The sequence below is a fragment of the Mycobacterium sp. NGS40 genome, assembly GCF_059812735.1.
The window spans coordinates 63777-88721 of record NZ_JCALDG010000010.1; the positions used below are offsets into that span (position 1 = coordinate 63777).

A 24945-nucleotide genomic window follows, 5' to 3' on the forward strand; every position below is an offset into this window, starting at 1 on the left:
CGCACGGTCGCCGGGGCTAAGCGATCAACGACCCGACGATTTGCCCGCCTCTGAGCGACTCTGCCCGTGCGCGTAGTGCGAGCACGCGTTGATGGATTCGATGCTCGGTGCCGCGCGGCATCCAGCCAGGCCCGTACCGGCCGCGGGCCAATCGCACGACTCGCACATAGCGGATCTCCCAACGCAACGCGTCGGAAATGGACTTCGACGGGCGCTCGCCGGCGTCAAAGTTGTGGTGCGCCAGCGCCTGGATCAAATCGGGGATTGTCGCCGCACCGTGCAGGGCCAGCTGCCACGTGAGCACATAGCGGAGTTCAATTCCGCTGAGTCGTAAAGAGTTGCTCGTGATTCTCCGAACTGTCCCATTGCACTCCGACATCCTCGGTGTTGTCGCTCGGAGGCGGGCAAAACGTCGTGTCCCGCGCGGCGCGACGCCGCACCCGGGGTGAAAGTTCGGCTCACCGCGATCACAAAGGCACCGCGTTTCCGTAGGTGGCGTAATAGTCGAAGGGCTCTGGGTTTTAGCTGGTCGTGGCCGAATGTGAACCGGCGCAATACTCGCGGCCGCCGGTCAGGCCCGGATCCCCGGCCCCAAAAATGCCCCTGAGCTGCATTAGCGTGGCGGCGTGGCCGAGGCGATACCCATTCGCGGACCCCGGGCCGACCGTGCCCGCCGGGTCGCCGACGTGTTGCGTCAGCAGATTCACGCCGCCGCCTATCCGGACGGTCTGCCCGCCGAAAGCCAACTGGCAGCCGAATTCACGGTGTCCCGCAACACGATCCGCGAGGCCCTGGGCATCCTCAAGCACGAGGGCCTGATCGACCGTGGGCCCAAGGTTGGCACCCATGTCGCACAACGCAAGTACGACCACCGGATCGACTCGCTGCTGGGGCTGAAGGAAACCTTCAAGCACATCGGCGAAGTCCGCAACGAGGTGCGCGCCGCCATGCTGGTGGTGGCGCCGCCTGCAGTGGCCAGCCGGCTCCAACTCGGACCCGGTCAGCAGGCGGTGTTCATCGAGCGATTGCGTTACCTCGGCGACCTGCCGCTCAGTCTCGACCTGACCTACCTGACCCCGGATATCGGAACCCAGATCCTGGACCACCCGCTGGAAAACCCCCTAGAACAGCAAGACCTTTTCGCGCTGATCGAGCAGGTGAGCGGGTGCCGGCTGGGCTCGGCATCGCTGGCTCTGGAGGCGATCCCGGCCGACGCCCACTCCGCGGCCACCCTGCACGTGCCCGACGGCTCGGCGCTGCTGATGCTCGAGCGCCTCACCAGCCTTGCCGACGGCAGGCCCGTCGACCTCGAGTACATCCGGATGCGCGGCGATCGAATCACCATGCGCGGCCACCTAGTAAGGAGTAAGCCATGACCTTGGTCAACAACAACCGAGTCGACGTGCCGGTCACGATCGACGAGTCGCTGTGTATCGACGGCTGTACCCTCTGCGTCGACGTCTGTCCGCTCGACGCGCTCGCCATCAACCCGGATACCAACAAGGCGTACATGCACGTCGACGAATGCTGGTACTGCGGCCCCTGCGCCGCCCGTTGCCCGACCGGAGCCGTCACGGTCAATATGCCCTGTCTACTTCGCTGAAATAACCTACAGCCCAGGATCTTTCATGAAACGACACGCCTTTGCGCTGTTGTCGGTAGCGGCCGTGATCATCATGGCCGTGTCCGGCTGCTCGCTGGAATCATTCTCGGCGTCCTCCGGTGTGGTCAACGTCGTCATCGGTTACCAGTCCAAGACCATCAACACCGTGACCGCCGGAACATTGCTACGCGCCCAGGGCTACCTGGAACATCGGCTCGCCGACATCACCGCCCGCACCGGCACCAAATACGCGGTCCGGTGGCAGGATTACGACACCGGTGCCCCGATCACCGCTCAGATGCTGGCCGAGAAGATCGACATCGGCTCGATGGGGGATTACCCCATGCTGATCAACGGCTCCAAGACGCAGACCAATCCGCTGGCGAAAACCGAAATCGTCTCGATCACCGGTTATAACCCCAAGGGCGCACTGAACATGGTTGTGGTGGCGCCCGGTTCGCCGGCCGCCACGTTGAACGACCTGGCCGGCTCCAAGGTCTCGGCCAGCGTCGGATCGGCAGGCCACGGCACGTTGGTGCGGGCCCTGGACAGGGGCGGCATCAAGGGCGTCGAGGTGCTCAACCAGCAGCCGCAGATCGGCGCTTCTGCACTGGAATCCGGCCAGGTACAGGGTCTTTCGCAGTTCGTTGCCTGGCCCGGGCTATTGGTGTACCAGGGCAAGGCCAAACTGCTGTACGACGGCGCCGAGCTGAACCTGCCCACCCTGCACGGCGTGGTGGTGCGCCGAGCCTATGCGGCGTCGCATCCGGAGGTGCTGGGCGCGTTCCTGCAAGCGCAATTGGATGCCACCGACTTCCTCAACCAGAAGCCACTGGAGGCGGCCCGCATCGTCGCCCAGGCCAGCGGGTTGCCGCAGGAAGTGGTGTACCTCTACAACGGCCCCGGCGGCACGTCATTCGACACCACCCTCAAACCGCCACTGGTCGAAGCGCTGAAAAACGATGTGCCATACCTGAAGTCGATCGGCGACTTCGCCGATCTCGACGTGGCGGGCTTCGTCCAGGACGCGCCGCTGCGTGCCGTGTTCGGCGCACGCGGCCGCAACTACGACGCGACTGCGGCCGTGACCGCCAACCCATCCCTGCTCACTGGGGACCCCGCGCAGGCCAGCGAACTGTGGCTGGACGGAACCGATACCACCCACACACTGGCCAATCCGAGCAGCCTGCTGCGGGCCGTGCGGAACGCGACCGCGCACGGTGCCAAGGTCCGTGCCGCCTATGTCCCCGACGCCGAGCTGGGCACCCGGTGGTTCGCCGACAAGGCAGTCTGGGTGCAAGACGGCCCGAACTACCTGCCGTTCGGAACCCCGGCCGGCGCGCATCGCTATCTCACCGCCCATCCCGGCGGCGCCATCGTGAACTACCAACAGGCCCTTGGAGGTTCGGTATGACTGCTTTCCTGACCGGCGATCCGGCCGCACCGGTCACCGGCCACGTCGCCGACGTGGTCCCGGCGGCCGGCACCCCGCGGCGCGTCACGTCGCCCTGGCAGTGGCGGCTGCTGCGGCTCGTCTCGGTCGCCGCCGCGATCGGGTTGTGGCAGCTGCTCACCGCCGACAAGGTGCGGCTGCTGCTGCGATTCGACACGCTGCCCACCGTCACCGAGATCGTCCATGCGCTGGGGCGCCGGCTCGGAACCTACGAGTACTGGCTCGACCTGGCGCAGTCGCTGATCCGCATTCTGACCGGTTTCGGGCTGGCCGCGGTGATCGGTGTCGCGACGGGCGTGCTGCTGGGCCGTTCCCGGTTGTTCGCCAACACCTTTGGTCCACTGGCCGAATTGGCCAGGCCCATCCCCGCGATCGCGATGGTTCCGGTGGCGATCCTGCTGTTCCCGACCGACGAGGCCGGGATCGTGTTCATCACCTTCCTCGCGGCCTACTTTCCGATCATGGTCAGCACCCGGCATGCGGTCCGGGCGTTGCCCACGCTGTGGGAAGACTCGGTGCGCACCCTCGGTGGCAACCGGTGGGACGTGCTGAAACAGGTGGTGTTGCCGGGCATCCTGCCGGGCGTGTTCGGCGGCTTGTCGGTCGGCATGGGGGTGGCGTGGATCTGCGTGATCTCCGCCGAGATGATCTCCGGCCGCCTCGGCATCGGCTATCGCACCTGGCAGGACTACACCGTGCTGGCCTACCCGCAGGTGTTCGTCGGCATCATCACCATCGGTGTGCTCGGGTTCGCCACAGCCGCCGCAGTCGAAGTCGTCGGCCGCCGGGTGACCAGCTGGCTGCCGCGCGCCCAGGAGGAGAGCAGGCGATGACCCTAGAAAACGTCGGTATGAGTCTCGAACTGGATCGAGTTCGCTTGTCCTACACCGGAGATCCGGTGATCGACGGGCTGAGCCTGTCGGTGCGCCCGGGTGAGATCCTGGTGCTGACCGGTCCCTCGGGATGCGGCAAGTCGACGGTGCTGCGTGCGCTGGCGGGCCTGCTGCGCCCCGACGCCGGCCGTGTGTTGGCCGACGGCGCCGACGTGACCACGACGTCCGGCGACCGCGGGATGGTGTTCCAGGACAACGCCCTGCTGCCGTGGCGCACCGTGCGGTCCAACATCGAGTTGGCCCTGCGGCTTCGGGGTGCGCCGCGATCCGGGCGCCGCGCGGAGGCCGACCGCTGGATCGCCGAACTCGGCCTCACCGGCTTCGGCGACTACCTGCCCAAGAGTCTGTCCGGCGGCATGCGACAGCGGGTCCAGCTGGCCCGCGGCCTGGCGGGGACGCCGCGCGCGGTGATGATGGACGAGCCGTTCGGCGCGCTGGACACCCAAACCCGTACGGCCATGCAGCGGCTGCTGATCGACACCTGGAGCGCACATCCGACCACGATCGTCTTCGTCACCCACGACGTCGACGAGGCGCTGCTGCTGGGTGACCGCATCGCCGTGCTGGGCAAGGCCGGTCAGCCGCTGCGTGCCCTGATCGACGTGCCGGACCCGCGAGTCGATCAGCAGCGCACTGCACTGCGTGCCGAAGTGATTGCCGCCCTGGATCATTCGGCGGTGGCGGCATGATGGAGATTCCAGACATGACGCCGCTGCGCCTGGACTGTGACGTGCTGGTCATCGGCGGCGGGACGGCCGGAACGATGGCGGCACTGTCGGCCGCCGAGAACGGCGCGCAGGTCCTGCTGCTGGAGAAGGCCCACGTGCGGCACTCCGGCGCGCTGGCGATGGGCATGGACGGGGTCAACAACGCCGTCATCCCGGGCAAGGCCGAGCCGGAGGACTACGTCGCGGAGATCACCCGTGCCAACGACGGAATCGTCAACCAGCGCACCATCTATCAGACGGCCAGCCGCGGGTTCGCGATGGTGCAGCGACTCGAGCGCTACGGGGTGAAGTTCGAGAAGGACGAGCACGGCGAGTACGCGGTGCGCCGGGTGCACCGTTCGGGTTCCTACGTGTTGCCGATGCCCGAGGGCAAGGACGTCAAAAAGGCGCTGTACCGGGTACTGCGGCAACGGTCGATGCGCGAGAAGATCCGGATCGAGAACCGCCTGATGCCGGTGCGGGTGCTCGTCGACGGCGGCCGTGCCGTCGGGGCGGCGGCATTGAACACGCGCACCGGCGAATTCGTCGCGATCGGCGCTAAGGCGGTGATCCTGTCGACCGGGGCATGCGGCCGGCTCGGGCTGCCCGCGTCCGGCTACCTGTACGGCACCTACGAGAACCCGACCAACGCCGGCGACGGGTACGCCATGGCCTACCACGCGGGCGCCGAACTGTCCGGCATCGAGTGTTTCCAAGTCAACCCGTTGATCAAGGACTACAACGGCCCGGCCTGTGCGTATGTCGCTAACCCGTTCGGCGGCTACCAGGTCAACGCGGACGGTGAGCGGTTCGTCGACTCCGATTACTGGTCGGGGCAGATGATGTCCGAGGTCAAGAGTGAAATCGACTCCGCACGCGGGCCGATCTACCTCAAGGTGTCCCACCTGCCGGACGAGACGCTCACCGCGCTGGAAAACATCCTGCACACCACCGAGCGGCCCACCCGTGGCACGTTCCACGCCAACCGCGGTCACGACTATCGCACCCACGACATCGAGATGCATATCTCCGAAATCGGTTTGTGCAGTGGGCATTCCGCGTCCGGAGTCTGGGTCGACGAACACGCCCGGACCACGGTGCCGGGGCTGTACGCCGCGGGCGACCTGGCGTGTGTCCCGCACAACTACATGATCGGGGCTTTCGTGTTCGGCGACCTCGCCGGCACGCACGCCGCCTCGAAGCGCTCGGAAGTGGCTGCGCCACAGCAACTCCCGGAGGATCAACTCAAAGAGGCACACGAGCTGATCTACCGGCCGCTGCGACACCCGGACGGGCCGCCGCAGCCACAGGTGGAGTACAAGCTGCGACGCTTCGTCAACGACTATGTGGCCCCGCCGAAGACGGCGGCCAAGCTGTCGATCGCGGTGCGCACCTTCGACCGGATGCATGACGAGATCGCCGCGATGGGGGCCCGCACTCCGCACGAGCTGATGCGCGCGGTCGAGGTGTCGTTCATCCGGGACTGCGCCGAGATGGCCGCGCGATCCTCGTTGACCCGGACCGAATCCCGTTGGGGTCTTTACCACGAACGCGCCGACATGCCGGTTCGCGACGACAGCGAGTGGGGCTATCACCTGAACCTGCACAAGGGTCCCGACGGACAGATGCGGTTCCTCAAGCGTCCCGTGGCCCCTTACCTGGTGTCGGTCCCTGAGCTGGACGGTCTGCCGCCGGTGGATCAGACGGTGCATGCGGTGGCGCAGCCGCCGCTGGTCGGCGGCAAGGCCCCGGCCGCTGCGGGTTCGCGAATCGAAACGGCGGCAACCACATTCGATCCGCCCTCACCACGGATCGCCGAGGTGCTCGCCCTCGAGGAACCGACGATCGCCGATCTGCAGCCGTATCTGGCCGACGCTGATCCCGGGGTGCGCCGCACCGCCGTGGCGACGCTGACCGAGTACATTCCCGACGGCTATGCGCCCGCGCTGTTTGCCGCGCTCGACGACGCCGACCCCGGGGTGCGCCGCACCAGCGCCGAGGCGATCCGCGAACTGGTCGAGGTACTGCCCGATCCGGGCGGTGCCGAGCCCTATCTGCGGTCCCAGGACACCGTGGTGCGGGCGGCCGCGGTCTACCTGCTGTCCGCGCGCCGCGCCGGTGCGGCCGGCCAATACCGCCGCGCGCTCGACGATTCCGACCACCGGGTGCGGATCGAGGCGGTGCGGGCGCTGGTTTCGGTCGACGACGTCGACGGGGTCCAGGCGGCCACCCGCGACGAGAGCCGCGAGGTCCGCATCGCCGCGGCAGCCGGCTTGGCCACGTTGCGCGCCGGCGGCGCGGCGGTCAGCGCATTGATCGTCGATGCCGACCCGTTGGTGCGCGCGGCCGCACTCGCGGCCCTCGGTGAATTAGGTTGCAGCGAAGATGATTTCGAGGCTGTCCAGCGCGCATTGCAGGCGCCGGCGTGGCAGATCCGCGAGGGTGCGGCGCGTGCGCTCAAGGGTGCCGCGACCGAACTCGCAGTTCCCAGACTGGCCGATGCGCTCGCCGATGCGCACCTCGACGTGCGCAAAGCGGCCGTTCTCAGCCTGACCCGCTGGGCCGATCAGGCCGCGGCCCGTGACGCGCTCGGCATCGCCCTCAAAGACAGCGACGCCGACGTGCGGGCCTATGCACGCCGGGCGTTGGAGAACACGTAGTCGGGCACGTCGCACGCTCAGCGCAAGGCCATGCCGTAGAGCAGGGCGTCCCGCGGCTCGGGTCCGATCGTGGGGTAGACGGCGTGGCGTTCCAGCCGGGCCTCGAGCGCGAACCCGGCTCGCTCCAGCAATTGCGCCGACCGCAGATTGTCGACGGCGCAGGTCGCCCAGACGCGCAGCAGCTCGGGGTCGGCGCGCAGCGCGGTCAGCACCATGTCCAGCACCTCGGACATCAGACCCTTGCCCCACCATTTCCGGCCGAGGCAGTAGCCGATCTCGACCGCGTCGGGCGCCGAGCGCCGGCAGCTGGTCAGCCCGATGACCTCACCGCTGTGCCGCAGCTCGACGGCCCAGGTTCGCTCTTCGTCAGTGGCGTTGAGCTTCTCGGCGATCACTCGCCGCGTGGTCGCCACGTCGCGATGTGGGGACCACAGCAGATATTTCGTGACCGCGCGATCGCGGGCGACCCGTTGGTACAGCGCACCGGCGTCCGCGAGCGTGGGGAGCCGCAGCACGAGCCGCGGGCCGACGATGCGATCGGGCGGGTGGTCGGCCACGGTGCTAAAGGTTGAGCGCTTGATAGGTGCGGCGGACGAATTTGGGTTGTACCGCTTGCAGTTTCGCGAGCGTGGTGTTGCCGGCCACGGCCGCCGCGACGTCCGCTGACATGTCGGGCATGTTCTGGACCAGATACAGCAGAACCAGATCCGCGGCCGGGTCGGCCTGCCACCACGTCCCGTACGCACCGGGCCAGCTGAACGTCCCGAGCCCGCCCGGCCCGAACAGCGCGGCGCTCTTGGCCGGATCGGTCACCACCGACAGGTTGAGCCCGAACCCGCGGCCGACCCAGTACGGCGCGCCCAGGAAGTTGTGCCGCTTGTGCTCGTCGGTGAGCCGGTCGGTCCGCATGAGACGCACCGATTCTCCGGACAGGACCCGCTCGCCGTCGACCGTCCCGTCGCCCAGCAGCATCCGCACGAATCGGAGGTAGTCGTCGGCCGTCGACAACAATCCGCCGCCGGCGTTGGGGAAGCTGGGCGGCGTGATGTGCGGCGGCCCCATCACGTCATGGTGCAGCCGGCTCTGTCCGTCGAGCCGGTACATCGTCGCCGCCCGGCGGCGGCCTTCCGGGGACACCGAGAACCCGGTGTCGGGCATGCCGACCGGGCCCAGCACCCGTTCGTCGAGGACCTGGTCGAACGGTTTGCCCTCGATGCGCGCCGCGATGACGCCGAGCAGGTCGATGGAGTGGCTGTAGGTCATCCGTTCGCCGGGCTGATGCACCAGCGGGAGCTTGGCCAGCTCGCTGACCCACACGTCCGGACCCTGATTGAACGGCAGCCGCTGGTAGGCCCGCGAGATGGGCCCGGATACCGAGAAACCGTAGGCCAGTCCGCTGGTATGGGTCAGCAGGTCCTCGATCAGGATCGCCCGGTTGACGGGGTGCGTGCGGTCCAGCGGACCGCGCGGGTCGTCGAGCACCCGCAGGTCGGCCAACTCGGGTACCCAGTGCGTGATCGGGTCTTTGAGCGTCAGCTTGCCCTCGTCGACCATGCTCATGATCGCGGCGACCGTGACCGGTTTGGTCATCGACGCGATGCGAAACAGTGTGTCTCGCTGCATCGGCAAGCCGGCGTCGACATCCCGGTAGCCGATCTCGTTGACCTGCAGGACTTCTCCGTGCTGCCATACCACCGTCACCGCACCGGCGAGCAGGCCGGCGTCGCACGCCTCGCGAATGGAGGCCTGGTTGCCATCGAGATTCACCCGGTCAGGGTAGCCCGCGCCCGGTTAGCCGTTCTGCGCGCGTTGGTCGCGGGCCCCCTGTTGGTGCTCCGCATGTTGGGGCCGAACAAAGGAACGAAGGTGACGGCGCGTCTGGTGATCCGGTGGCCCGGCGTCACCGTCGGTATGTCTGCCCCGGGTGTAGTCGCCCTGCCACTGGACTTGTTCGCCCGCGTTGAGCCGCGTCAGTTGCTCCATTTGCTTTGCCTTGCTGCGGGAACCGAGAAACACCTGATACTTGCGGTGTAATTCGGCATCGGACTCGATGCTCCTGAGTTCGGGGGCGAATTCTTCGAGCTCGCCGCGCCGTTGCGGGACGATCATGCAGATCGGCTCGTCGACCTCGAATCGCACCGGCATCAGTTTGCGGGTGAATTTCCAGCTCATGCTGAAACTCGCGCTTGTCCAGTCGGTTTCGACGATGCCCTCCAGCGCGCAGACGGCGTCCTTCGGATAGTTCGCCGGTCCGCGGACCAGCAGGTTGTAGCCGGGGGGAGTGCGAAACAGCATGGGCAGATGCCAGGTTAGGATCCCGTTGCCGAAGTGGCTGGTGGGCAGCAGCTGACCGGTGTTGCGCTGATGGGGTGCGATGATCACGTCCACACCGTCGTCCTGACCCATCCAGGTGGCGGTGAACGCGCACGGATTGCGCAGCTCCCAACCACTTTGGTTCGCGATCAGCATCGGCAGACACCGATTCGGCCAACCGGTCCGGGTCTTGGACATCTCGGGCATCCACGCCCGGCTGATCGGTGCCGGACCAATCGGGGGTGCGTTGTCACGGGTGATGAACCCGATCAACGGACGAGGCGTTCCGCCGTTGGGTGTGTCACTCACGTGCGCCAGACTAAACGGGGAACCTGGGAGTTCCCCAAAACCGGCGTCACGCCTGGTCATCGCCGGATGACACCGGCTGTCGGCGGTCTACTGCTGCTTCTCGCCGGGTGGGAGCGCAAAGGGACGAAGGCGGCGACGGGTCTGGTGATCCGGCGCCCCGGGCTCTCCGTCTCGGTGTGTGCCCCGGGTGTAGTCACCCTGCCAGTCCACCCGTTCACCGGCGGCGACGCGCGCCAATTGCTCGGCGTGCTTTGCCGCATCACGTTCGCGAAGGAACAACTCGTGTTTGCGCTGCAGCTCTGGATCGGCTGCGATGGGCCGGATTTCGGGCGCGAACTCTTCCAGCTCCCCGCGGCGCTGCGGGACGATCATGCAGATCGGCTCGTCGACTTCGAATCGCACCGGCATGGATTTGCGGGTGATTTTCCAGTTGATACTGAAACTGGCGCTGGCCCAGTCGGTTTCGACGACGCCCTCCAACGCGCACACGCCGTCTTTCGGATAGTTCGCCGGTCCGCGGACCAACAGGTTGTAGCCCGGGGGAGTGCGAAACAGCATCGGCAGACGCCAGGTGAAGATGCCGTTGCCGAAATGGCCGGCGGGCAGGAACTGATCGGCGACGTAGCGATCGGGCTCGATCATGACGTCCATACCCTCTTGGGCTATCCAGGTGGCCGTGAAGGCACACGGATTGCGCAGTTCCCAGCCGCTCTGGTTGGCGATCAGCATCGGCAAACACCGACTGGGCCAACCCTTGTCCGCCTCCGACTGCGCCGTCATCCACGCCCGGCTCGCCGGTGCCGGGACGATCGGCGGCGCGTTGTCGCCGGTGATGAATCCGATCAGCGGGCGGACCGGCCCGTCGGCGTTGTCACTCACGCGAGTCAGATTAGCTGCGAACCGATCGCCACGCCCACGGCGAGTCGGCCCCGGAAAAGGCGAGCCGGGCGCCGCGTCCCGGCCCGCCATGTCGGGGCTAAAGTTTCATAACGGTTGCGGTTGCGCAAAGTTGCTGCAGCTACCCCGCGATGCGCGGGCCGGTATCGCCGGTTTGCGCCTTAGTGTGGCTGCTATGGCCGGACTGAACAATCACGTGAAGCGCTGTCGCACAGCGCTTCACGCAGCCGTGTCGGCAGTGTTGGTTGCCAGCCTCGGACTCGCCGTCACCCCCGCGGCTCATGCGGCTGCGGCCATGGCCACGTTGCAGGTGGAACATACCTGGCAGACCGGTTTCATCGCCCACTTCACCGTCACCAACCCGAACATGTCGCCGATGGCCGACTGGAGGCTTGACTTCGACATGCCGGCGGGCCAATCCGTCTTGCACGCGTGGAACAGCACCGTCACCCAATCCGGCACGCACTTCGTGGTCACCCCCGCGAATTGGGATCGCGAGATCGCACCCGGCGGTACGGCCACCGGTGGTTTCCGGGGCGTGCTGAGCGGTACCTACACCCCGCCGTCGAATTGTCTGGTCAACGCGCAATACCCCTGCACCGTCGGGTAGCCGCCGAGCGTCATCCGGCGGTGTGTGCATTCGCGGCGTACTCGGCGGCGCGGCGCTGATCGACCGCGAAGGGGCGAGCGGGAGGCGGCGCGGCGTGGGTGCGGACCTGGCGGGGCCACCAGAACCAGCGTCCCAGCAGTGTGGCCGCGGCCGGCATCATGAATGAGCGCACGATCAGGGTGTCGAACAACAACCCGATCATGATCGTGGTGCCGATTTGGCCGACGACGCGCAGATCGCTGGTCCCCATCGCGCCCATCGTGAAGGCGAACACCAGGCCGGCGGTGGTGACGACGCCCCCGGTGCTGCCCATCGAGCGGATCATTCCCGTCTTGAGCCCGGCGCCGATTTCTTCCCGGAACCGCGCGGCCAGCAGCAGGTTGTAGTCCGATCCGACGGCCAGCATCACGATGATGGCCATCGCGAGCACCAGCCAGTGCAGCGGCATGTGCAGCATGTGCTGCCAGATCAGCACCGACAGGCCGAACGATGAGCCCAATGAGATCGTGACCGTGCCCACGATCACGGCGGAGGCGACCACGCTTCCGGTGATCGCCAGCATGATCATGAAGATCAGGCACAGTGACGCGATGGCCGCGATCATGAGGTCGTACATGGACCCGTCGCGCTCGTCTTTGTCGGTGGACGCCGTGCCGGTCAGATAGATGTTGGCGGCCGCCAGGGGAGTGCCCTTCACGGCCTCGTCCGCGGCCTGACGGATGCCGTCGATATGTGAAATGCCCTCGGCCGCTGCGGGGTCACCCTTGTGGGTGATGAAGAACCGCGCCGAGCTGCCATCGGGGGACAGGAACATGCTCAGTCCCCGCTTGAAGTCCGGATTTTCGAACGCTTCGGGTGGAAGGTAGAAGAAGTCGTCGTTCTTGGCGCCGTCGAAGGCCTGTCCCATCACGGTCGTGTTGCGTGTCAGCGCGTCCATTTGGGTGATCAACCCGGAGAAGGTGCTGGTCGCTGTCTGAGCGAGATCCTTGACGGTCTGCATCGCCGCGATCAGCGGGGGCATCTGCGCCAGCATCTGCGGCATGATCTTGTCGAGTTGATCGGTGTTGTGTGCCAGGTTGCCGACGTCTTCGCTGAGCCGGTCGATGCCGTCGACCCCGTCGAACAGCGACCGCAGCGACCAGCACAGCGGGATGTCGAAACAGTGTCGCTCCCAATAGAAATAGCTTCGGACCGGCCGCCACAGGTCCTCGAAATCGGAGAGGTGATCCCGCAATTCACCGGTGGTGTCCCGCATCTGTGTGGTGTCGCCCGCCATGCCGTGCGTGACGTTCGCCAGCTGCCGTGTCAGGTCCTGGATGTGCAACGAGACATCGATCATGTGCTGCAGCTCGTTGGTCATGCGGGACATGTCGGCCACCCGATTCCGCAGATTCTTGAGGTTCTCGATCGTGACGGCACTTTGCGCGCTGATCTGGAACGGGATCGAGGCGTGGTCGATCGGCGAGCCCAGCGGCCGGGTAATGCCTTGCACCCGCGCGACACCGGGCGTGTGGAAGATGCTGCGGGCGATCCGGTCCAGGACGAGCATGTCCGTCGGGTTGCGCAGGTCGTGATCGGCCTCGATCATCAGCAGCTCGGGCTCCATGCGGGCCGCCGGGAAGTGCCGGTCCGACGCCTGGAAGCCGATATTCGACGGGGTATCGGCCGGCAGGTAATAGCGCCCGTTGTAGCCCGTCTGATAGCTCGGCAGGGCGATCAGACCGATCAGCGATACCAGGATCGACGCGACGAGCACCGGCCCGGGCCATCGGACGACGATGGTGCCGATCCGGCGCCAACGCCGGGTGCTCACATTACGTTTGGGATCGAACGTTCCGAATCGGCTGGCGACGACGACGACGGCGGGCGCCAGGGTGAGCGAGGCGACGATCACCACCAGGACCGAGATCGAACACGGCCACCCGAGAGTGTTGAAGACCGGAAGCCGAGTGAAACTCAGGCAATACATCGCCCCCGCGACGGTCAGCCCGGACCCCAGGATCACATGCGCGGTTCCGTGGAACATGGCGTAGTACGCGGCTTCTCGGTCCATGCCGGCCGCTCGAGCCTCCTGGTAGCGTCCGATCAGGAAGATGACGTAGTCCGTTGACGCCGCTATCGCAAGTGCTACAAGCACATTCACGGCGAACGTGGATAGGGCGATGACGTCGTTGTCGGCCAGGGTGGCGATGACGCCCTCGGCAGTGAGCAACTCAACGCCCACCGTCAGCAGCACGAACAGCACGGTGGTCACCGAGCGATACGCGATGAACAGCATCAAAGCGATCACGACCACGGTGATCAGGGTGATCTTTTCCAGGCTGCGGTCGCCATAAGTGTGGGTATCACCATTGAGCGGACCCGGGCCGGTCACGTAGGCCTTGATCCCGGGCGGTGGCGGCACGCTGTCCACGATGCGTTCGACGGCGACGACGGATTCGTTGGCCGCCGAGCTGCTTTGATCGCCGGTCAGGTACAGCTGGACATAGGCGGCTTTACCGTCGGCGCTCTGCGATCCCGCCGCGGTCAGGCTGTCGCCCCAGAAGTTCTCCACATGCTCGACGTGCGCCCGGTCTTCGGAGAGTTTGGCGATCAGCGTGTCGTAGAAGCGATGCGCGCTGTCGCCCAACTTGTCTCGGCCCTCCAGCAGCACCATTGCCGTGGTGTCCGAATTGAACTGCTGAAAGTTCTTGCCGATGCGCTTCATCGCGATCAGCGACGGCGCGTCGTGGGCGCTGTAGGAGACCGCATGTGTTCCGGCGACTTCCGACAGCAGGGGTGTGGCCGTGTTGAGCACGGCGCACAACGCCACCCAGAACAGGATGATCGGCAGCGCAAGCCACCGGATTGTCCGGCCGGCCGCAACCACCCGCCCGCCTTCGCTCACGCGGACTTCACCAGGCAGCTGGTCGCAGCGTTGTGCGATCTCACCGTAAGCTCGTCGCGCACAACGCCATTGACGGTGATGCGGCATCCGAGGCTGGCGCTGTCGCCCTGCGCCACAACGTTGGCCACCACGGCACTGAGCGTGGTATCGATGCGCAGCGTCCATGGCACCGCGGCGTTTTCGACCTCCTGCGGCTGCGCGTCGGCATCCAGATAATGGATGCTTGCCGTCGCGCCGGGCGGGCCGAAAATCTCGTAGACAACGTGCTTGGGATTGAACGCGACGATTGCGTCGGCATTGCTCTTGTCTGATTCGTGTTGATGTGAGCCGAAAACCCCGTGCAGCCGGGAAACGATGATGGTGCCGACCGCCATTACGACCACCATGACGATCGGTACCCAGATGCGTCCAAGAATGCCGGTCATGTGACCTTCACGGGGGTCACCGCACGCAGGGCCCGGGCGAATCCGCTGGCGAGATCCGCCATGTCGGCCCGCACCCAAACCAGCAGCGATTCACCTTGGGCGAAGCGGGGATTGAGGTCGAGATAAAAGCGGACATCGGGGTCGTGTTCGAGTCGCTGCAATCGCGACGGGTCATGGGGCGCGGCCGACCGCACCACCCACGGGTTCTCGCTGACCTGCACGTAGTGCCGGCGCGGACTCAGTGCTCGCACCAGCGTCTCGACGTTGACCGGTGTCTGTCGCCTGCGACTCGGGTAAATCGTCGGCATCGTCACGGCGAGCCGGCGGTAGGCCGCCGGGGTGCTGGCCCGGGTCAGGTAGGCCAGCGGTACGTGCGGTTCGCGCAGCCGGGCGCGGATGCCCTGGCCGAGGAAGAACAGCGAGGCCGACGGCCCGCCGCGATAGTGCGATCGGAAGAATCCGCCGCCTCCCAGCACGGCGTGGGTGCGGCCGGCGTGCTCGATGCGGTCGATCGCGGCAAATGCACAACCCGCGAGTTCGCCGCGCGCCCCGTAGAACAGCGCAAGGCGAACCCGGGCGGCGCCGAAGATCAAATCGTCGATCTCTTCGGGTGTGTGGCCGTGCAGGGTCTCGCTGTAGATGTTGTAGAGCTCGTCGGCCAGTGCACGCCGGCGCGCGCCCTGCAGGCATTCCGATCGCAGGTATTCGCGCCGTGCGATGCGCTCGGCCGCGGGGCGCCGGCCGGAAACGGCCGACGAGACGTCGCCGCCCCCCAGCACCGCGTCAGGAGTAATGATCTGCGCACAATCGATCGGACCGAGCGATGCCGCGGGACACGGCTCATTAGCACGCGAACTCGCGCTGCGCATGGAAACTCCTATTCGGATGTAAGAAATAGCAGGCAAGGGTGGGGGTTTGCCCGCCTGCGCTAGGAATCTTTGCATTAGGGCGGAAGGTTTGCAACTGATAATTCTTGGTGAATTCACGTCGTCGCGTCAATGAAATCGACCCCGGAATCCGGTCGTATCGGCCCTTGTCATGGCCGTGTCGCACATGCTTCAAAACCCGGTAATCCCAGCTAAACCCGGCGAATGACGGCGTGGCAGCCGGCCGCACGACAATCCCTGGGCCGAATGATTAGCCCGCTTAAACTACTTGTCGATCATTGGTAACCATGTATTCCGCTGGAATTGCCCTGAGGGGCTGCGAATTATCGCTGTTGTACGTAGATTCAACAGGTTCGCTATTGATGTGCATTGTTCGATATTGCGAATATTCGGCGCCGCGCGAATAGCCATTTTTGCTTCGGCGAAGTAGCGGGGTCAGTACGGGCGGCCCCGGAGCACCGGGCGCGTCCCCCGTCGTCGGGCGAGCCGCGAAATGCTACGCTGCCCGACAGTCGACATCCTTTAACGATCCGTCCGGAGAGGCGGAGAAGGAGGTCAGGGTTTCGCATGAGTGCCGCGGGTGATTCCGCATCCGGCCGCGAATTGATGTCGGCGGCCGACGTCGGCCGAACGATTTCCCGTATCGCCCACCAGATCATCGAAAAGACCGCGCTGGATGGTCCCGACGCGCCTCGCGTGGTGCTGCTGGGAATCCCGACCCGCGGGGTGAGCCTGGCCGCGCGGCTGGCCGCCAACATCGGCGAATTCTGCGGCGTCGAGGTCGGCCATGGCGGGCTCGACATCACTTTGTACCGTGACGATTTGATGACCAAGCCGCCCCGGCCGCTGGAGGTCACCTCGATACCCGCCGGTGGCATCGACGACGCACTGGTGATTCTCGTCGACGACGTGTTGTATTCCGGCCGCTCGGTGCGCTCCGCGCTGGACGCGTTGCGCGACGTCGGCAGACCGCGAGTCGTACAGCTGGCGGTGCTGGTCGACCGCGGCCATCGCGAGCTGCCGATACGCGCCGACTACGTGGGTAAGAACGTGCCGACCGCGCGCAACGAGAGCGTGCACGTCCAGCTGCGCGAGCACGACGGCCGCGACGGCGTCGTCATCGGGAGGGACTCCGAATGAGGCGAGAGTCATGACCAGACATCTGCTGGCCGCCGGCGACCTCAGCCGCGACGAGGCCACCGCGATCCTGGACGACGCCGACCGGTTCGCACAGGCGCTGGTCGGGCGCGAGGTCAAGAAACTCCCCACCCTGCGCGGGCGCACCGTCGTCACGATGTTCTACGAGAACTCCACCCGCACCCGGGTGTCGTTCGAGGTGGCCGGGAAGTGGATGAGCGCCGACGTGATCAACGTCAGCTCGTCCGGGTCGTCGGTGAGTAAAGGGGAGTCGTTGCGCGACACCGCATTGACGCTGCACGCGGCAGGTGCCGACGCCCTGATCATCCGGCACCCGGCCTCCGGTGCGGCGCACCTGCTGGCCGACTGGACCGCGCACTCCAACAGCGAACACGGTGGCCCGTCGGTGATCAACGCCGGCGACGGCACCCACGAACATCCGACCCAGGCGCTGCTGGACGCGCTGACCATCCGCCAGCGGCTCGGCCAGATCGAGGGCCGGCGCGTGGTGATCGTCGGTGACATCCTGCACAGCCGGGTCGCGCGCTCCAACGTGATGCTGCTGGCCACGCTGGGCGCCGAGGTGGTGCTGGTGGCGCCGCCGACCCTGCTGCCGGTCGGTGTCGACGGCTGGCCGGCCACCGTCTCCTATGACTTCGACGCCGAGCTGCCCGCGGCCGACGCCGTGCTGATGCTGCGGGTGCAGGCCGAGCGGATGAACGGCGGGTTCTTCCCGTCGGTGCGCGAATACTCGGTGCGCTATGGCCTTTCGGACCGGCGCCAAACCATGCTGGGAAGCCACGCGGTGGTGCTGCACCCCGGCCCGATGGTGCGCGGCATGGAGATCGCGTCCTCGGTCGCGGACTCGTCGCAATCCGCGGTGCTGCAACAGGTTTCCAACGGCGTGCACGTGCGGATGGCCGTGCTGTTCCATGTGCTGGTGGGTGCGGAGGACATCGCGGCATGAGTGTGCTGATCCGTGGGGTTCGGTTGTACGGGGAAGGTGACCGTGTCGACGTGCTGGTCGATGACGGTCAGATCGCCGACATCGGACCGAAACTCGAGATCCCCGACACGGCCGACGTCATCGACGCGACGGATCATGTGTTGCTGCCGGGATTCGTCGACCTGCACACCCACCTGCGCGAGCCCGGTCGCGAATACGCGGAGGATATCGAAACAGGTTCAGCGGCAGCAGCTTTAGGCGGATACACGGCGGTGTTCGCGATGGCGAACACGACGCCGGTGGCCGACAGCCCGGTGGTCACCGACCACGTCTGGCATCGCGGCCAGCAGGTCGGCCTGGTGGACGTGCACCCCGTCGGCGCGGTCACCGTCGGGCTGGCCGGAACCGAGCTCACCGAGATGGGCATGATGGCCGCCGGTGTCGCGCAGGTGCGGATGTTCTCCGACGACGGCAACTGCGTGCACGATCCGCTGATCATGCGGCGCGCGCTGGAATACGCCACCGGCTTGGGCGTGCTGATCGCCCAGCATGCCGAGGAGCCGCGGCTGACCGTCGGGGCGGTGGCGCACGAAGGGCCCGCGGCCGCCCGGCTCGGACTCGCGGGATGGCCCAGGGCCGCCGAGGAATCGATCGTCGCGCGTGACGCGCTGCTGGCCCGCGACGCCGGGGCTCGGGTGCACGTCTGCCACGCCTCTACCGCTGGCACCGTCGAGCTTCTGAAATGGGCTAAAGGCCAAGGCATTTCGATCACCGCCGAGGTGACACCGCATCACCTGCTGCTCGACGACGCCCGGCTGGCCGGCTACGACGGGGTGAACCGGGTGAATCCGCCGCTGCGTGAGGCGTCCGACACGATCGCGTTGCGTCAAGCGCTGGCCGATGGGGTAATCGACTGTGTGGCCACCGATCATGCCCCGCACGCCGAACACGAGAAGTGTTGTGAGTTCTCCGCGGCCCGCCCCGGCATGCTCGGGCTGCAGACGGCGCTGTCGGTGGTGGTGCAGACGATGGTGGCGCCCGGGCTGCTCAGCTGGCGCGAGGTCGCCCGGGTGATGAGCGAAAACCCGGCGCGCATAGTCGGATTGCCCGATCACGGCCGGCCGCTGGAGGTGGGGGAGCCGGCCAACCTGACCGTGGTGGACCCGGACGCGACCTGGACCGTCACCGGCAGCGATCTGGCCAGTCGCTCCGCCAACACTCCTTACGAGTCGATGACCTTGCCCGCCACCGTGACGGCCACGTTGCTGCGCGGAAAGATCACCGCTCGGGATGGGAAGAGCCCGGCATGAACTCTGCAACGCTGGTGGGGTCGCTGATCTTCGCGGCTGTGCTGGTGGTGGTCATCGCGGTGGTCATCCAGCTGATGATGGTGGGCTGGCGCCGGCGGGCGCAGCGCCAGCAGGACCTGATCGGGACCCTGCCCGATATGCCCGACGAGGTGGGCGCGGCGAGTACCACACTGCGTGGCGTCTATGTCGGGTCGACACTGGCCCCGGAACCCAATGAGCGGGTCACGGCCGGTGATCTCGGATATCGCAGCAAGGCGGTGCTGAGCCGCTATCCCGAGGGGATCCTGCTGGAGCGCATCGGCGCCAATCCGATTTGGATTCCGCAGACCGCGATTTCGGAGGTGCGCACCGAACGCGTGATGGCCGGCAAGCTTGCCGCCCGGAGTGGGATCTTGGCCATCCGCTGGCGGCTGCCGTCGGGCGTCGAAATCGACACCGGGTTCCGGGCGGGCAATCGCGACGAATACGACGGCTGGCTTGAGGAGGCTGCGTGAAAGCCCAACTGGTACTCGAGGACGGTCGCGTCTTCACGGGTTGGCCGTTCGGCCAGATCGGCCAGACCCTCGGGGAGGCCGTGTTTTCCACGGGCATGTCGGGTTATCAGGAGACGCTGACCGACCCCAGTTATCACCGGCAGATCGTGGTGGCCACCGCGCCGCAGATCGGCAACACCGGGTGGAACGGCGAGGACGCCGAAAGCCGGGGCGACAAGATCTGGGTTGCCGGTTACGCGGTCCGCGACCCGTCGCCGCGCGCGTCCAACTGGCGGGCCACTTCGACGCTCGAGGACGAGCTGATCCGCCAGCACATCGTGGGGATCGCCGGCATCGACACCCGGGCGGTGGTGCGCCACCTGCGCAGCCGCGGTTCGATGAAGGCCGGGGTGTTCTCCGGTGACGCGCTGGCCGAGCCGGACGAGTTGCTGGCGCGGGTGCGCGACCAGCAGTCGATGCTTGGCGCCGACCTCGCCGGCGAGGTCAGCACCCCGGGCGCCTACGTCGTGGAACCCGAAGGGCCGCAGCGATTTACGGTTGCCGCCCTGGACCTGGGAATCAAGACCAACACGCCACGCAACTTCGCCCGGCGCGGAATCCGCAGCCACGTGTTGCCGGCGTCGGCCACCTTCTCCCAGATCGCCGAGATCAAGCCGGACGGGGTGTTCTTGTCCAACGGTCCCGGTGACCCGGCTACCGCCGACCACGTCGTCGCCCTCACCCGCGAGGTGCTGAACGCCGGAATCCCGTTGTTCGGCATCTGTTTCGGCAATCAGATCTTGGGCCGGGCACTCGGTCTGTCCACCTACAAAATGGTCTTCGGCCACCGGGGCATCAACATCCCGGTCATCGACCATGCCACCGGGCGGGTAGCGGTGACCGCCCAAAACCACGGCTTCGCACTCGAGGGTGAGGCCGGTCAGCGGTTCGACACGCCGTTCGGCCAGGCGATCGTCAGCCACACCTGCGCCAACGACGGAGTGGTGGAAGGTGTCAAACTGGTTGATGGACGGGCATTTTCGGTGCAATACCATCCGGAGGCCGCCGCCGGCCCGCACGATGCGGAGTATCTCTTCGACCAATTCGCCGATCTGATGGCTTCCCACGACAGCGGAAGGGGCCGCTAGTGCCACGTCGCACCGACCTCAACCACGTGCTGGTGATCGGCTCCGGGCCGATCGTCATCGGTCAAGCCTGCGAATTCGACTACTCGGGCACCCAGGCATGCCGGGTGCTGCGGGCCGAAGGCCTGCAAGTCAGCCTGGTGAACTCCAACCCGGCCACGATCATGACCGACCCGGAGTACGCCGACCACACCTACGTCGAACCCATCACCGCCGCCTTCGTGGAGAAGGTGATCGTCCAGCAGGCCGCGCGCGGCAACAAGATCGACGCCCTGCTGGCGACCCTGGGCGGGCAGACCGCGCTGAACACCGCGGTCGCGCTGTACGAGAACGGGGCGCTGGAGCGCCACGGCGTCGAACTGATCGGTGCCGACTTCGACGCCATCCAGCGTGGCGAGGACCGGCAGATGTTCAAAGACATCGTCGCCAAGGTCGGCGGTGAATCCGCGCGCAGCCGGGTGTGTTTCACGATGGACGAGGTCCGGGAGACGGTCGGGGAGCTCGGTCTGCCGGTCGTCGTGCGACCCAGCTTCACGATGGGCGGCCTGGGCTCGGGCATGGCGCGCTCGGTCGAGGAGGTCGACCGGATGGCTGGCGCCGGCCTGGCCGCCAGCCCCAGTGCCAACGTGTTGATCGAGGAATCGATCTACGGCTGGAAGGAATTCGAGCTCGAGCTGATGCGCGACGGCAACGACAACGTCGTGGTGGTGTGCTCGATCGAGAACGTCGACCCGATGGGTGTGCACACCGGGGATTCGGTGACCGTCGCGCCGGCCATGACGCTGACCGACCGGGAATACCAGCGGATGCGCGACCTGGGTATCGCGATCCTGCGTGAGGTCGGCGTCGACACCGGCGGCTGCAACATCCAGTTCGCGATCAACCCGACCGATGGCCGGCTGATCGTCATCGAGATGAACCCGCGGGTATCCCGTTCCAGCGCACTGGCTTCCAAGGCCACTGGCTTCCCGATTGCCAAGATCGCCGCCAAGCTGGCCATTGGCTACACCCTCGACGAGATCGTCAACGACATCACCAAGGAAACGCCCGCCTGCTTCGAGCCCACCCTGGACTATGTCGTGGTCAAGGCGCCGCGGTTCGCCTTCGAGAAGTTCCCGGGCGCCGACCCCACCTTGACCACCACGATGAAATCCGTCGGCGAGGCGATGTCGTTGGGCCGCAACTTCGTCGAGGCGCTCGGCAAGGTGATGCGCTCGCTGGAGACCGACCGGGCCGGCTTCTGGACCACCCCGGACCCCTCGGGCCCGGACGGCGAAGTCGAGGAGGTGCTGACCCGGCTGCAGACGCCGACCGAGGGCCGGCTGTATGACATCGAGCTGGCGTTGCGCCTGGGTGCTTCGGTGGAGCGGGTTGCCGGGGCCAGCGGCGTCGACCCGTGGTTCGTCGCGCAGATCGGCGAGCTGGTGGCGCTGCGCGCGGAGCTGGCCGCCGCCCCGGTGCTCGACTCCGATCTGCTACGCCGCGCCAAGCACAGCGGGTTGTCAGACCGCCAGATCGCGGCGCTGCGACCGGAATTGGCCGGGGAAGGCGGCGTGCGCTCGCTGCGTGGGCGCCTGGGCATCCACCCGGTGTACAAGACGGTCGACACCTGCGCCGCCGAGTTCGAGGCCAAGACTCCGTATCACTACAGCAGCTACGAACTCGACCCGGCCGCCGAGACCGAGGTCACCCCGCAGACCGAAAAGCCCAAGGTGCTGATCCTCGGCTCGGGGCCGAACCGGATCGGGCAGGGCATCGAGTTCGACTACAGCTGTGTGCACGCGGCAACCACGTTGAGCCAGGCTGGTTTTGAAACCGTGATGGTCAACTGCAACCCCGAGACGGTGTCCACCGACTACGACACCGCCGACCGGCTCTACTTCGAGCCGCTGACCTTCGAGGATGTCCTCGAGGTGTTCCGCGCCGAAGCGGAGTCGGCCAGCGGCGGCCCGGGCGTGGTGGGCGTCATCGTGCAACTCGGCGGTCAGACCCCGCTCGGGCTGGCTCAGCGGCTCGCCGATGCCGGTGTTCCGATTGTGGGCACCCCGCCGGAGGCCATCGACCTGGCCGAGGACCGCGGCGCCTTCGGCGACGTGCTGACCGCGGCCGGACTGCCGGCCCCGAAGTACGGCACCGCAACGACTTTCGCGCAGGCCCGCCGGATCGCCGACGAGATCGGCTACCCGGTGCTGGTGCGGCCGTCCTACGTGCTGGGCGGGCGCGGCATGGAGATCGTCTACGACGAGGAGACGCTGAAGAGCTACATCACCCGCGCCACCCAGTTGTCTCCCGAGCACCCGGTGCTCGTCGACCGCTTCCTCGAGGACGCGGTCGAAATCGACGTCGACGCACTGTGTGACGGCTCCGAGGTGTACATCGGCGGCATCATGGAGCACATCGAGGAGGCCGGTATCCACTCCGGCGATTCGGCTTGTGCGCTGCCGCCGGTCACGCTGGGCCGCAGCGACGTCGAGAAGGTCCGCCGGGCGACCGAGGCCATCGCGCACGGAATCGGTGTGGTCGGATTGCTCAACGTGCAGTACGCCCTCAAGGACGATGTGCTCTACGTCCTGGAGGCCAACCCGCGGGCCAGCCGTACCGTGCCGTTCGTGTCCAAGGCCACCGCGATCCCGCTGGCCAAAGCGTGTGCCCGGATCATGTTGGGCACCACCATCTCCCAGCTTCGGGAGGAGGGAATGTTGGCGCCGACCGGGGACGGGGCCAACGCCGCCCAGTACGCCCCGATCGCGGTCAAGGAGGCGGTGTTGCCCTTCCACCGGTTCCGCCGTGCCGACGGGTCGGCCATCGATTCGCTGCTGGGCCCGGAGATGAAATCCACCGGCGAGGTGATGGGCATCGACCGCGACTTCGGCAGTGCCTTCGCCAAGAGCCAGACCGCCGCCTACGGCTCCCTGCCGGCCCAGGGCACTATCTTCGTGTCGGTCGCGAACCGCGACAAGCGATCGCTGGTGTTCCCCGTCAAGCGGCTGGCCGATCTGGGCTTCCGGGTGCTCGCCACCGAAGGAACCGCGGAGATGTTGCGCCGCAACGGCATTCCCTGTGACGAGGTGCGCAAGCACTTCGAACCGCCGCAGCCGGGGCGCCCCGAGATGTCGGCGGTCGACGCGATCAAGGCGGGTGAGGTCGACATGGTGATCAACACGCCGTACGGCAACTCCGGTCCACGCATCGACGGATACGAAATCCGTTCCGTCGCAGTGTCGGTCAACATTCCCTGCGTGACGACCGTGCAGGGTGCGTCGGCCGCCGTGCAGGGCATCGAGGCCGGCATCCGCGGTGACATCGGGGTGCGTTCACTACAGGAGCTGCACAGCATGATCGGACCCGGCAGCCCGACCGAAAAGGACACTCGATGACCGGGTTTGGCGTCCGGTTGGCCGAGGCCAAGGCGCGGCGCGGGCCGTTGTGTCTGGGCATCGACCCGCACCCCGAGCTGCTACGGGCGTGGGAGCTGCCCGCCACCGCCGACGGTGTGGCCAAGTTCTGCGACATCTGTGTGGAGGCCTTTTCCGGCTTCGCCGTCGTCAAGCCCCAGGTGGCCTTCTTCGAGTCGTACGGCTCGGCCGGCTACGCGGTGCTGGAACGCACGATCGCCGCGCTGCGCTCGGCCGGGGTGCTGGTGCTGGCCGACGCCAAGCGCGGGGATATCGGCACCACGATGGCGGCCTACGCCGCGGCCTGGGCCGGCGATTCACCGCTGGCCGCCGACGCCGTGACCGCCTCGCCGTATCTGGGGTTCGGCTCGTTGCGCCCGTTGCTGGAAACCGCCGCGGCGCACGATCGCGGGGTGTTCGTGGTGGCGGCGAGCTCCAACCCGGAGGGCGCGACCGTGCAGCGTGCCACCTTCGACGGGCGCACGGTGTCCCAGCTGGTCATCGACCAGGCGGCGGTGGTCAACCGGTCGTCGAACCCGAACGAGCCCGGCTATGTCGGCGTGGTCCTGGGCGCGACGGTTTTCGAGGCGCCCGACGTCAGTGCGCTGGGCGGGCCGGTGCTGGTCCCCGGCGTCGGCGTGCAGGGAGGCCGTCCTGAGGCCCTGGCCGGCCTGGGTGGGGCCGCTGCGGGCCAATTGCTGCCCGCGGTGGCACGCGAGGTGCTGCGGGCCGGACCGAGCGTCTCGGACTTGCGGGCGGCGGCCCAACAGATGCTGGACTCCGTCGCCTATCTCGGCGCGCAATAGCGGGCCGGCCGGCGCTCCGGTTAACAGCGTCGGAATCTTTCCCCCTCGACTTCCGCCCGACGACCAGGGGTTTGTCCGCGCCGCGACAC

General features: G+C 66.9%; 22 protein-coding genes. 14 read left to right on the forward strand and 8 right to left on the reverse strand.

The window, feature by feature from the left end:
* Window positions 1–16 precede the first annotated feature (16 nt).
* Window positions 17–379 (reverse strand): hypothetical protein, encoded by a 363-nt coding sequence (locus tag AC5Y5O_RS16835; protein WP_096286695.1) that lies wholly within the window; start codon window positions 377–379, stop codon window positions 17–19.
* A 247-nt stretch (window positions 380–626) separates the two neighbouring features.
* Here AC5Y5O_RS16835 and AC5Y5O_RS16840 point away from each other — a divergent pair, with 247 nt between their 5' ends.
* From AC5Y5O_RS16840 to AC5Y5O_RS16865, 6 genes are read left to right on the forward strand one after another with little or no spacing between them, the layout of a single operon-like run.
* Window positions 627–1376: a GntR family transcriptional regulator gene (locus AC5Y5O_RS16840; protein ID WP_096286697.1), complete on the forward strand. Its 750-nt coding sequence runs from the start codon at window positions 627–629 to the stop codon at window positions 1374–1376.
* Window positions 1373–1603 carry a 4Fe-4S dicluster domain-containing protein gene (locus AC5Y5O_RS16845; protein WP_500025885.1) on the forward strand — a complete coding sequence of 77 codons (231 nt, stop codon included), beginning with the start codon at window positions 1373–1375 and terminating at the stop codon, window positions 1601–1603. The genes AC5Y5O_RS16840 and AC5Y5O_RS16845 overlap by 4 nt, the downstream gene beginning before the upstream one ends.
* 25 nt (window positions 1604–1628) lie before the next feature.
* Window positions 1629–3017 carry an ABC transporter substrate-binding protein gene (locus AC5Y5O_RS16850; protein ID WP_500025888.1) on the forward strand — a complete coding sequence of 463 codons (1389 nt, stop codon included), beginning with the start codon at window positions 1629–1631 and terminating at the stop codon, window positions 3015–3017.
* Window positions 3014–3889: an ABC transporter permease gene (locus AC5Y5O_RS16855; protein WP_243393856.1), complete on the forward strand. Its 876-nt coding sequence runs from the start codon at window positions 3014–3016 to the stop codon at window positions 3887–3889. Before AC5Y5O_RS16850 ends, AC5Y5O_RS16855 begins: the two co-directional genes overlap by 4 nt.
* Complete coding sequence (locus tag AC5Y5O_RS16860) at window positions 3886–4638, forward strand: ABC transporter ATP-binding protein (protein WP_096286703.1); 753 nt, start codon at window positions 3886–3888, stop codon at window positions 4636–4638. Before AC5Y5O_RS16855 ends, AC5Y5O_RS16860 begins: the two co-directional genes overlap by 4 nt.
* The gene (locus AC5Y5O_RS16865; RefSeq protein WP_500025893.1) at window positions 4635–7316 is read left to right on the forward strand and encodes a fumarate reductase/succinate dehydrogenase flavoprotein subunit; all 2682 of its coding nucleotides are present in this window, start codon (window positions 4635–4637) and stop codon (window positions 7314–7316) included. The genes AC5Y5O_RS16860 and AC5Y5O_RS16865 overlap by 4 nt, the downstream gene beginning before the upstream one ends.
* A 17-nt stretch (window positions 7317–7333) precedes the next feature.
* Here AC5Y5O_RS16865 and AC5Y5O_RS16870 read toward each other — a convergent pair whose 3' ends face one another.
* The 4 genes from AC5Y5O_RS16870 to AC5Y5O_RS16885 form a co-directional block, all read right to left on the reverse strand.
* On the reverse strand, window positions 7334–7873 hold the full coding sequence (locus AC5Y5O_RS16870) for a GNAT family N-acetyltransferase (RefSeq protein WP_500025895.1): 540 nt from the start codon (window positions 7871–7873) through the stop codon (window positions 7334–7336).
* A gap of 4 nt (window positions 7874–7877) precedes the next feature.
* Complete coding sequence (locus tag AC5Y5O_RS16875) at window positions 7878–9083, reverse strand: serine hydrolase domain-containing protein (RefSeq protein ID WP_500025897.1); 1206 nt, start codon at window positions 9081–9083, stop codon at window positions 7878–7880.
* Between the two features lie 24 nt (window positions 9084–9107).
* A complete protein-coding gene (locus AC5Y5O_RS16880; RefSeq protein ID WP_370498100.1) occupies window positions 9108–9938 on the reverse strand; it encodes a DUF6065 family protein in 831 nt (276 codons plus the stop codon).
* An 87-nt stretch (window positions 9939–10025) separates the two neighbouring features.
* Window positions 10026–10817 (reverse strand): DUF6065 family protein, encoded by a 792-nt coding sequence (locus AC5Y5O_RS16885; RefSeq protein WP_500025899.1) that lies wholly within the window; start codon window positions 10815–10817, stop codon window positions 10026–10028.
* A 193-nt stretch (window positions 10818–11010) separates the two neighbouring features.
* Between AC5Y5O_RS16885 and AC5Y5O_RS16890 the strand changes: the two genes are divergently transcribed.
* A complete protein-coding gene (locus AC5Y5O_RS16890) occupies window positions 11011–11445 on the forward strand; it encodes a cellulose-binding domain-containing protein (RefSeq protein WP_500025902.1) in 435 nt (144 codons plus the stop codon).
* Between the two features lie 10 nt (window positions 11446–11455).
* Here the strand turns inward: AC5Y5O_RS16890 and AC5Y5O_RS16895 are convergent, their stop codons facing one another.
* The 3 genes from AC5Y5O_RS16895 to AC5Y5O_RS16905 are packed head-to-tail and all read right to left on the reverse strand — an operon-like array spanning window position 11456 to window position 15626.
* Complete coding sequence (locus tag AC5Y5O_RS16895; RefSeq protein ID WP_243393858.1) at window positions 11456–14332, reverse strand: MMPL/RND family transporter; 2877 nt, start codon at window positions 14330–14332, stop codon at window positions 11456–11458.
* The gene (locus tag AC5Y5O_RS16900) at window positions 14329–14757 is read right to left on the reverse strand and encodes an MmpS family transport accessory protein (RefSeq protein WP_096286719.1); all 429 of its coding nucleotides are present in this window, start codon (window positions 14755–14757) and stop codon (window positions 14329–14331) included. The genes AC5Y5O_RS16895 and AC5Y5O_RS16900 overlap by 4 nt, the downstream gene beginning before the upstream one ends.
* Complete coding sequence (locus tag AC5Y5O_RS16905; protein ID WP_500025906.1) at window positions 14754–15626, reverse strand: hypothetical protein; 873 nt, start codon at window positions 15624–15626, stop codon at window positions 14754–14756. The genes AC5Y5O_RS16900 and AC5Y5O_RS16905 overlap by 4 nt, the downstream gene beginning before the upstream one ends.
* Window positions 15627–16211: 585 nt before the next feature.
* Here AC5Y5O_RS16905 and pyrR point away from each other — a divergent pair.
* From pyrR to pyrF, 7 genes are read left to right on the forward strand one after another with little or no spacing between them, the layout of a single operon-like run.
* A complete protein-coding gene (pyrR, locus tag AC5Y5O_RS16910) occupies window positions 16212–16784 on the forward strand; it encodes a bifunctional pyr operon transcriptional regulator/uracil phosphoribosyltransferase PyrR (RefSeq protein WP_370498105.1) in 573 nt (190 codons plus the stop codon).
* 10 nt (window positions 16785–16794) lie between these two features.
* Window positions 16795–17748 (forward strand): aspartate carbamoyltransferase catalytic subunit, encoded by a 954-nt coding sequence (locus AC5Y5O_RS16915; RefSeq protein ID WP_500025909.1) that lies wholly within the window; start codon window positions 16795–16797, stop codon window positions 17746–17748.
* The gene (locus tag AC5Y5O_RS16920) at window positions 17745–19037 is read left to right on the forward strand and encodes a dihydroorotase (RefSeq protein ID WP_500025911.1); all 1293 of its coding nucleotides are present in this window, start codon (window positions 17745–17747) and stop codon (window positions 19035–19037) included. The genes AC5Y5O_RS16915 and AC5Y5O_RS16920 overlap by 4 nt, the downstream gene beginning before the upstream one ends.
* Complete coding sequence (locus tag AC5Y5O_RS16925) at window positions 19034–19531, forward strand: PH-like domain-containing protein (RefSeq protein WP_500025913.1); 498 nt, start codon at window positions 19034–19036, stop codon at window positions 19529–19531. Before AC5Y5O_RS16920 ends, AC5Y5O_RS16925 begins: the two co-directional genes overlap by 4 nt.
* Window positions 19528–20658 carry a glutamine-hydrolyzing carbamoyl-phosphate synthase small subunit gene (gene carA, locus AC5Y5O_RS16930; RefSeq protein WP_500025915.1) on the forward strand — a complete coding sequence of 377 codons (1131 nt, stop codon included), beginning with the start codon at window positions 19528–19530 and terminating at the stop codon, window positions 20656–20658. The genes AC5Y5O_RS16925 and carA overlap by 4 nt, the downstream gene beginning before the upstream one ends.
* Window positions 20658–24032, forward strand: a complete 3375-nt coding sequence (carB, locus tag AC5Y5O_RS16935) for a carbamoyl-phosphate synthase large subunit (RefSeq protein WP_500025917.1) — start codon at window positions 20658–20660, stop codon at window positions 24030–24032. Before carA ends, carB begins: the two co-directional genes overlap by 1 nt.
* Window positions 24029–24856, forward strand: a complete 828-nt coding sequence (gene pyrF / locus AC5Y5O_RS16940) for an orotidine-5'-phosphate decarboxylase (RefSeq protein WP_500025919.1) — start codon at window positions 24029–24031, stop codon at window positions 24854–24856. Before carB ends, pyrF begins: the two co-directional genes overlap by 4 nt.
* Window positions 24857–24945: the final 89 nt, after the last annotated feature.

Excerpts from the sequence above, each read along its gene's own strand:
- AC5Y5O_RS16835 (WP_096286695.1), bottom strand. The coding sequence starts at position 379 with ATGTCGGAGTGCAATGGGACAGTTCGGAGAATCACGAGCAACTCTTTA.
- AC5Y5O_RS16845 (WP_500025885.1), top strand. The coding sequence starts at position 1,373 with ATGACCTTGGTCAACAACAACCGAGTCGACGTGCCGGTCACGATCGAC.
- AC5Y5O_RS16850 (WP_500025888.1), top strand. The coding sequence starts at position 1,629 with ATGAAACGACACGCCTTTGCGCTGTTGTCGGTAGCGGCCGTGATCATC.
- AC5Y5O_RS16855 (WP_243393856.1), top strand. The coding sequence starts at position 3,014 with ATGACTGCTTTCCTGACCGGCGATCCGGCCGCACCGGTCACCGGCCAC.
- AC5Y5O_RS16860 (WP_096286703.1), top strand. The coding sequence starts at position 3,886 with ATGACCCTAGAAAACGTCGGTATGAGTCTCGAACTGGATCGAGTTCGC.
- AC5Y5O_RS16865 (WP_500025893.1), top strand. The coding sequence starts at position 4,635 with ATGATGGAGATTCCAGACATGACGCCGCTGCGCCTGGACTGTGACGTG.
- AC5Y5O_RS16890 (WP_500025902.1), top strand. The coding sequence starts at position 11,011 with ATGGCCGGACTGAACAATCACGTGAAGCGCTGTCGCACAGCGCTTCAC.
- AC5Y5O_RS16900 (WP_096286719.1), bottom strand. The coding sequence starts at position 14,757 with ATGACCGGCATTCTTGGACGCATCTGGGTACCGATCGTCATGGTGGTC.
- AC5Y5O_RS16905 (WP_500025906.1), bottom strand. The coding sequence starts at position 15,626 with ATGCGCAGCGCGAGTTCGCGTGCTAATGAGCCGTGTCCCGCGGCATCG.
- pyrR (WP_370498105.1), top strand. The coding sequence starts at position 16,212 with ATGAGTGCCGCGGGTGATTCCGCATCCGGCCGCGAATTGATGTCGGCG.
- AC5Y5O_RS16915 (WP_500025909.1), top strand. The coding sequence starts at position 16,795 with ATGACCAGACATCTGCTGGCCGCCGGCGACCTCAGCCGCGACGAGGCC.
- AC5Y5O_RS16920 (WP_500025911.1), top strand. The coding sequence starts at position 17,745 with ATGAGTGTGCTGATCCGTGGGGTTCGGTTGTACGGGGAAGGTGACCGT.
- AC5Y5O_RS16925 (WP_500025913.1), top strand. The coding sequence starts at position 19,034 with ATGAACTCTGCAACGCTGGTGGGGTCGCTGATCTTCGCGGCTGTGCTG.
- pyrF (WP_500025919.1), top strand. The coding sequence starts at position 24,029 with ATGACCGGGTTTGGCGTCCGGTTGGCCGAGGCCAAGGCGCGGCGCGGG.